3 protein-coding genes are annotated in these 9,075 nt (G+C 28.5%); all 3 read right to left on the bottom strand.

Annotated features, from left to right (window positions below; all coding sequences use genetic code 11):
- Positions 1–88: 88 nt before the first annotated feature.
- The 3 genes from ACY2RW_RS15510 to ACY2RW_RS15500 all read right to left on the bottom strand — a co-directional run bounded on the left by ACY2RW_RS15510 (position 89) and on the right by ACY2RW_RS15500 (position 8,847).
- Positions 89–1,468 carry a peptidoglycan DD-metalloendopeptidase family protein gene (locus tag ACY2RW_RS15510; RefSeq protein WP_490123643.1) on the bottom strand — a complete coding sequence of 460 codons (1,380 nt, stop codon included), beginning with the start codon at positions 1,466–1,468 and terminating at the stop codon, positions 89–91.
- 122 nt (positions 1,469–1,590) lie between these two features.
- The gene (locus ACY2RW_RS15505) at positions 1,591–2,034 is read right to left on the bottom strand and encodes a hypothetical protein (RefSeq protein ID WP_490123642.1); all 444 of its coding nucleotides are present in this window, start codon (positions 2,032–2,034) and stop codon (positions 1,591–1,593) included.
- 99 nt (positions 2,035–2,133) lie between these two features.
- On the bottom strand, positions 2,134–8,847 hold the full coding sequence (locus ACY2RW_RS15500) for an alpha-2-macroglobulin family protein (protein ID WP_490123641.1): 6,714 nt from the start codon (positions 8,845–8,847) through the stop codon (positions 2,134–2,136).
- Positions 8,848–9,075 lie beyond the last annotated feature (228 nt).

Below are 9,075 nucleotides of genomic sequence, written 5' to 3'. Positions count from 1 at the left end.
TGTCCTGTTCAAATTAACTTTGGGAATATAACAAATCTTGATGTAAAAATTACCAACCATTTTTTACCACATTACCTTATAAAAATGTTTAGTTCTCTTTTATAACTTTAAAAGACTTAGAAGAATTATCTAATTTGTTATATAGTTTTAAAATGTACAAACCATCACTTAAAAAGCCTAAATGAACAGTATTCGTAAATGTGTTTCTTTTTAAAACTTCTTGCCCCAAATTATTATAAATAAACATTTTGTAATTTTTATTGTCTATGGTATTTGGTGTGTTAATTATTAATTTATTTTTAATTGGGTTTGATGAAATTGTAAAATTAGAAATATTTTCTGACTCCAAACTTAGCGTAGTTGTTACTTTAAAAGTGGTGCTTATTGTTTTTCCTTGATAAATTACGTTAAATGTATATGTGCCTAAATTACTCAAATTATTGCTACTCCAATACCAATATGAACCTGTATAGGTATTAGAAAAAGTTTTGGACCAATTTTCTTTATGGCCATTTGGGTGTACTAACTCATAATTTGCTGTTGTTCCAGTAAGTTGGTCTTTAAAATAAGAAGCTAGGTAAATTGTTGTATTTGGTAAAAATTCAGATTTTATATTTGTAGCTTCTGTTTGTGGACAAGTTTTAAAGTTTGGGGGAGCATTATGAGTTAAAACTGCATTAACTTGTGGGCTGTAATAAGCTGGTTGGTTTTTCCACCAAGAAGGATTTGCATTGCAATTTCCTGTAAAAGGATCTACCAAACTACCATTACTGTCATAAACTTCAAAATGCAAATGAGGTCCTGTAGAATTTCCAGAACTTCCAACAACCCCTAAATATTCTCCTTCACTTACAGCATCACCAACTTTTTTATTTGTTAAACTTCCGTTTTTTAAATGCCCATACCAAGCAACACTATTATCACTATGTCTTACATAAACTGCATTCCAATTACTGGAGTTAAGAGCACAATTCATATCAAATTGACCATCATTTTTATAAATAATAGTTCCTGGAGCTGCTGCAATGACTTCTGAAGAATTATTTTGAAATTGATACCAAGTAAAAGGCCAAGTATATATATCTATACCTTTATGATTGTATCCACTATTTGTGTCGTAAGTTCTGGTACCACAATTATAGTCTTGTAATTTGTCAGGAAAACTGCTATTACGATCTACAAAATTTGAGATGGCCCAAACATCATTAAATTGTGTGTTATTCGCTTTTTTTACAGGCCAAATAAAAGAAGGTCTTGCTGTGGTTAAGGTTTTAAAACTAAGTTTCCCCTGTTTTTTTAGTTTTCTTAAATTTTTATTTACTTGAATATTAATTTTAGTTTTTGCTGCTTCTGTAATACAAGGTAAATTGTTTGGGTTTAATTGAAATTCACCTCCAAAAGATTGCATTTCTGTTTGACCAAAGCTAATACTAACTGTAAACAATAAAAGTAGTGTAATTTTTTTCATCTTCCTCTTTTTATCAAAAATAAGCATTAATTATTTAATAGTAAAGAGGTTAAAAAAAGTCAAAAAAAAATCCTTTAAAAATTAATTCAAAGGATTCTTTAAAAAAATAAAATTTATAATTTCTAAAATTGATATCTAACAGATAAAGCAACATCAGAATTTACACCATTTAAACCACCAGCAATACCAACCTCTGGTCTATAGTCTAATGATATTAATACAGGCGCATTAAAATTATATTCAATACCAATATTTCCAGCACCATAAATACCAGTTTTACCAGCAGAAACCAATCCACCACCAAAACCAGCATACCAGTTAAATCTTTCTTCTAAATTCCAAACCCATTGGTACAAAGCTGTTGCTTTAAAATCTGTAAACTCATTAGCCAAACCTAAGTCAATTTCTAATCTATTGTTACTTCCTAAAGCTTTTTGATAAGAAATTTCTCCTCCAACTCCATTTCCTCCACTAAAGCGTAATCCAATGGCATTGTCAGAAATATCTTGTGCATTTAAAGAAAATGCTCCCATAATTAATGCGAATGTTAAAAATACTTTTTTCATAATTGTTTGATTTGTTTTTTAATTATAATGCAAAACTAAATTGTTTACGTTTTTAAAATTAACTCATTTGAATAATATTTTGTTAAAATCGCTTCAAAATTATTCAATTTTTAAACGAACTCCTTTAGAATGACTGCTAAATTCAGGCGCATACATACTTTGTATGGTGGTTATTCCATTGCTAAAATTACCAGCATTGTTTACTCTAACATCATATTCAAAAACATATACTCCTTTTGGTAATTTGTCAAAAAAGAAATGGGTTGCAGCATCTTTTGTGCTTTGATAATAGCCTAAATTGTCTTGCCATTTGTATTTAGACAATACATTAATTGGCTCTACTCCAGAAGCTCTCATATCTTTAAGGTGAATAAATTCCATATCCCTATCTGAGCGAATTTCTATTCTTACAGTAATTAAATCACCAATTTTAAGTGGTGTACTATCAGAAATTTCTTGCAGCTCTTTACCAGTATCAGAATTCACTTTTTTAAATAATTTTTTGTTCAGTTTTAAAGGTGTATCTGCAGCAGTAATTTTGTCTAAATCTTCAAAATATTGCCAATACAAACCTCCCCAAGCAATTCCATTTCCTTTTTTGGTGATGGTAACTTCTGCCATTTCTGGAAGAACTTCTTTTGCATTCCAAGAAGTTTTAAAATAACCTGTACCAGCTTCTACTTTTATGTCTTTTTTTACTTTTGGATTTACAACATGATTTCCAACTTTAATAGCTACCATTTCTGTAACACTTCGACTTTGCTCAGTGCTAGCTCCAACCCAATCACTTCCATTTAATAATAAAGCATAAACTGCTTCAGAAGTTGCTTTTGTTGTTTTCCAAGCATTGGTTTGCTTGTTTTTTAAAAGCCAAACTTTTAGATTGTCTATAGTTTTTATATCATTTTCTATTTCTGAAAAAGCCTCGATTAAAAGTGCTTGCGTTTCTACAGGAGCTTGATAATAATTATACCCAGCTGTATTTGCTTTCCAATACATACCCAACTCTTCTGATGTAATTGCGTTTTCTTTTAACGATTTTAAAATTTTGTTTGCAGTTTGTTTTTTATCACTTCTAAATAATGATAATGCAATTTGCCCTTTTGCATACAAATTGTAATCGTTCCAAAAGTTTTCTGTCTGATTTTGATAATAATTTACAACGCTTTTTACATCATTATTCATTGTTATTTTATTAAAAAAACTTCGCATATATAAATACTGAATGGTAAAATAATTCAAATGATTTTTAGCCAAATAATCTTTATAAGCTTTTTCTCCTTTTTTCTTGGTTTTAGCTTTTTCTTTGATTCTTGATGCTGTTTCTAGCAATTTATTATATTGTTTTAACAATTCACTGTCTAAAAATTTAACTGACTTTTCAATCATTTTTTGGGTTGATGCATCAAAATTAGAAACCCCTAATTGTTGTAGATGTCCAAAACCAGTGGTAATATGTTGAGTGATAAATCTACTTTCATATCTACCTCCTTTAAACCAAGGAAATCCACCAGAATTCATTTGAATATCCTTTAATTTATTAATGGCTTTTTCTTGTTCATTTTTCATTTTATTCAAATCGAACAATAATGCAATTCTCTTTTTTTGTTCGGTTTCTGATTGAGCATCTCTTAGCCAAGGCGTTTCTTGAATAATTAACGATTTTAATTCTTGGTTTTTTTCTAGGTTTGATAATAATGCATCACTATTTTTCCAAGCCTTAAATACTTCTTGAATTTTAGGATTTGAGTTTGCAACAAAATTGGCTAAAGTGTTTGCATAATACTTAGAAAAAGTTTGTTCTGCACATTCATAAGGATATTCCATTAAATAAGGCAAAGCTTGGATAGCATACCAAACAGGATTGGACGTCATTTCTAACGTTAATTGATGGTTTTGCAGTGTAGTAGATGAATTATTTTTAAGTTTATCTAAAGTAAACGTTTTGGTTTGATTAGAACGCACCCAAATTGGCAACGTTTCTGTAACCAACAATCTATTGATTAAAACTGGCAATACATTTTGTTCTCCATCAGAAAAATCGCCAGCTTTTGCCACAATTTTGTATTGTACTGCTTGTATATTTTTTGGTATTGCTAAATTCCAAGAAACATTAGTATTTCCATCTTTATTGACAATGAAACTTTTACTAGAATTTGTGTTTTCTAATTCAGCATTTATTTTTTTTCCAGAAATAGCATCTGTTAAAATTAGTTTTGCAACCCCATTTAATGTGTTATTTGTTAAGTTGGTAATTTTTGCAGAAAGTGTAATTTTATCTCCTTCTCTTAAAAATCTTGGTGCATTTGGTATTACCATTAATTCTTTTTGCGTAACTGTTTGCAAAGTTTTTGTAGCAGATTTTAAAGATTTTGTATGCGCTAATAATTGTAATTTCCAACGAGTTAATGCTTCTGGCATTGTAAATGTAAAACTTAGTTTTCCGTTTTTATCGGTTTTTAATTGAGGAAAAAAGAAAGCAGTTTCTTTAAAGTTTTTACGCGCTTGTACTTGAGATAGTGCTGCATCTAATTTTGCTTGACCTGCTTTTGTTGTGATAATTACTACACCATTTGCACCTTTTGCACCATACATTGATGTTGCTGCTGTGTCTTTTAAAATTGAAATATTGACAATATTATTTCCATTTTCGTTAAAAGAATCTACAATTACACCATCTACAACATAAAGTGGTTGATTATTGCTATTTAAAGAATTTGTACCTCTAATTACAATATTCTCATTAGAACTAGGTTGACCAGAATTGCCAACTACTGAAATCCCAGCTACTTGTCCATTTAAAATACTTTCAACATCAGCATCATATTCAACTTCTTCAGATGTTATTCTAGTTACTAAACCAGTTATACTTTTCCTCTGAGTAGAGCCATAGCCAACAACAACAATTTCATCTAAACGATTTGCATCTTCTTGTAAACTTACATCGATTTTTGTTTGATTATTTACTAAAAACTCTTCTGGTTTATAGCCTAAATATCTAAAAGTTAAAACATCTCCTTTTTTAATTTTGATAGAGTATCTACCATCAAAATCTGTTTCAGTTCCAAATTTTGTACCTTTTATTGTTATTGAAACTCCTGGTAAAGGTTCACCAGATTCGTCAGAAACAGTTCCTGTATTTGTACCATCAAAATCAGTTCTGGTACTTTCTATTTTTGTTTTTGTTCTCCTTAAATATTGCTGATTTTGCCAACGATTGTTATTCAAACTAAAACCAAACCAATTGTAAGTATCATAGGAAATACTTGGAAAACTATAATATCTATTTTGGTTATATCTAATATTAAAACGTGTGTTTTTAAAACTATGGTTGGCATTGCTAGTTTGATAGGAGTTATAACTTGGTTTTGGAGCCAAAGGATTAAAACTCCAATTATGAGCCTTAAATTCATCTAAAGAAGCATCGTACATAGATGCTAAAATTTCTGCAGTAACTGCATTATTTTTATCATCTTTTATACTAAAACTCCATGTTTCTTCTGCTCCAGGTTGTAGTTTGTCTCTAAAAATATTAGTTTCAATTGCTATAGATTCTTGTTTTTCTGGGACATTTACAATTAGGTTACCACTTTTAAAATAATTGTAGTTTACAAAATGATACTTAATAGCAAAGCCTCCTAAATCTTTTTTTGTAACAGGAATTTTTAGGGTTTTTGTGGTGTTGTTTAGTTTTACTAAGCAAGTTTCTACAATTTTATGATTTTTTTCAATTTGTACAACTACAGTAATATTTTTAGAAGCAGAACCAATATTTAACTTTACAACATCTCCTATTTTATAAAAGTTTTTATCGGTAATTATAACAAATAATTTGGCATCTGGCACTAGCTTTTCTTTTGAAGAAAATAAGGTGAAACGTTTTTCATCCTTTACTTTTTGTCCGAATTTATCTTGGCTTTCTAAAACCACGATATATTTACCAGAAACCCAATTTTTAATCTTATTTAAGATAATCTCTTTCGATTTTTCAGTGTCAAAATCACTTGAGAAAACCAATTTTCCTTTTTTCCAATTATTTTCATTTGCTTCTTCATTAGTATAAGGGTCATTTGGAAACAGCGTTTTAAAGGTCTTTTCTGAAATATCTTGGTAATCTGGAGCTGACCAAGGTCTTTTTCTTAAAGGATATTTTGGTGCTTGCAATTTGTAAATATGAATCGTTCCTTTTGCAGCAACAAATTCTTCATTTAAATTTTTTGTATCGATGTTAATCACAGTTTCTTTCTGATTCTTATCGATTTTATCAGCAATAGAAATAGAAGCAATTAAAGAATGATAACCCACTTTTACAATTGTGGTTGCACTTCTTGTCTCTCCATTAACGTCAGTTACATCTGCAGTAATTTTGTAGGTAAAAATTGGATTTCCTTTTTTGGCAACACTTTCATCTGGTATTGCCTTAAAGGTAATTTCAAATTCGCCTTTGTTATTGGTTGTAGTTGTACCATTGGTAATTTCTTGTGCAGAAGAATTTATATTTGGCATTCTCCAATAATACCAAGTAGGGTATTGTACTGTTCTCTGTACTTGGTAAACTACTTTTGCATCAGTAATATTTGCACCAGAAAAAGCTTTGGCAAACCCTTTTATAGTAACAGAATCGTTTATTTTGTAGCTTTCTGTAATAGGTTTGAATTCGGTTTCAAATTTGGGTCTTTTGTATTCTTCTACAGAAATCTTTACTGAGTTATTATAATCAACGTCAAAATCTGCATTTTCATAAAATTTACTTTCATATTCAGAACTTTCATCAACTTCAATAGAAAAATCACCTGTTAAACCATTGTTTGGTAAAATGAATTCTCCAGCAACAGAACCAAATTCGTTTAACTTTAAATTTGACTCTTTTACAATTTGACGATTTACATCCCTTAAGATGATTTCAACATATTCATTTTTAAAAACCTCAGTTATTGTTCCTTGTTTTTTTATGATAATGGCTTTAAAATAAACAGTTTGTCCTGGTCTGTAGATACTTCTATCTGTAAAAATAAAAGGTTTTATAATAACGGTTTCGTTTTCATTATTTATGTTTTTATTTTTACTGTAATCATAGAAATAGTGATTACCAAAAGAAGCAAAATCGTTTTTTGTTTTAACAGCAATTTTTACGTTGTAATAATTATTTCTGCTTTTAAAAGAGGCAAATCCTTTTTTGTTAGTTACTATTTTTTTGTTGATATATTTATCCTCATTTTTACTTCTGTTGGTTAGTAAAATTTCAGCATTTTTAATTGGTTTTCCTGTATTTCTGTCTACAATTTGAAAATTGTATTGGTCATCAAAATTATTAGTAATTAAAGCCAAATTGGTGACTTGTATAGTTGCTGAACCAAATATTTGGTTAACAAGTAAACCTTTGTTTTCAGAAGTAATAATTAGATACTTTCCTCTATTTAATTTAGGTACAATAACCTCTGTAGTATGTTGTAAATAATCTTGCTCATTTCTTAATTTTACATTCCATTTTTTAACTTTTTCAAAAGAATTGATTAATGCTATTTTTTCTTTTGATTGATATGTTACATTGAATTTTTCTAATTGCTTTTCATCAACTTTATAAGCTGTAAAAAAAAGTGCGTTTATATTTTTGTAGTTAACTAAAATCCTAGAGTGTGCATTGATTGGGATATATTCTTCTGCAGTTATGGCTAAAGATTTTGCTTCAATTTGATTTTTTAAAACGCTACATTTTTCAGCTCCTAAACTTTTTGGAAATTGTTTAATGACTTCTTTACAATAATATATTGCTACTTCATTAGTTGAAATTTTAAATTTATCATTTTCAATTTGAGAAGTTCTTTCTTCCTTAAACATTTTAGCAATTTCAAAAGCATACAAACCACTCACTTCATTATTTTTAAAAACTTCTTTAGATGTTTTAAAAGTTGATAATAAAATATCTTCTTTATTACTAAAAGTTGCATGTTGGTTTACAAAATGCAATCGATGAATATCAATATCTACCAATGCATTTAAATTGTTTTCTTTTTGATGAAAATGAATTAATTTTTGATAAATTTTTAATGCATTAAATTGCAAGGACAAGCTGTTTTTGGATGCTAATTTTATGTTTGAAAATGTTTGATAATTACTTAAAAAAGCAGGATTGTCTAACACAAATTTATAAGAAGGTCTTGTAATGGAAGTTTCTGATGATTTGTAGAAAGTTAAAGCATTATTTGCTAAAAAATCGTACAAAGTGGGTCTGTATTTTTTAGAATCTTTTTGGAGGTTTAAAATGTCTGAAAAATCACGAGTGTTTACTTTTTGAAGTTGTGTTGTGTTTTTTAAAGAAGCACTAAAATGATGGTGAATTTCTTTGAATAAAGTATTTAAATCCCAAGTTCTAAAGTCTTGTGATGAGCTTGACGAAGTATTTTTTGAGTTTGATAAATTTGCATTAACTTTTGTTCTGTTATAAAATTTATATCTATTTTGATTAAAATATTGCCAATACAAATTGGCCAATATATTTTGTAGTACATTTTTTGTTGGAAATTTGCTTTTAGAAATGTGTTTTTTAAAGTTTTGAATGACTTTTAATTGCGCATCTTCCTCTAAAGTTAGAGAAAATTTACTCTTATAAAATAACGATTTTATTATTTGAGGAGCCTCATTTTCTTTTTCAGCTTTTGTGTATATTTTTTCTACAACTTCTAATGCTGATTTAGGCAAGTTATCAACCTCAAATTTTTCTACTTGTAACCAAAGGTTTTCAAAGGTATTTTGAGCGTTAGAAATTGTTGAGAAGAATATAATCATTAGTAATGTTATTGTAATTTTTTTCATAATCAAAAAGGTTTAAAAATGATTCCTAGAAACTTTCTACTAGGTTTCAATTGAAACGTTATATACTCTTAACATAGAGAATCTATGCTGTCAAAGCACGTATAAATCATTTTATAAAACAATCTAAAATGAGTTAAAGAGGCATTTAAGCCTGTAAAACCTATTTTTAATTGAGTTTCGTTCTAAATATAATCAATATTGTTAGAAGCTTTTGTATTTTTGTGTAAG

The organism is Polaribacter sp. 2305UL8-11 (genome assembly GCF_058147165.1).
This window is presented reverse-complemented; position numbering and strand designations above follow the sequence as displayed.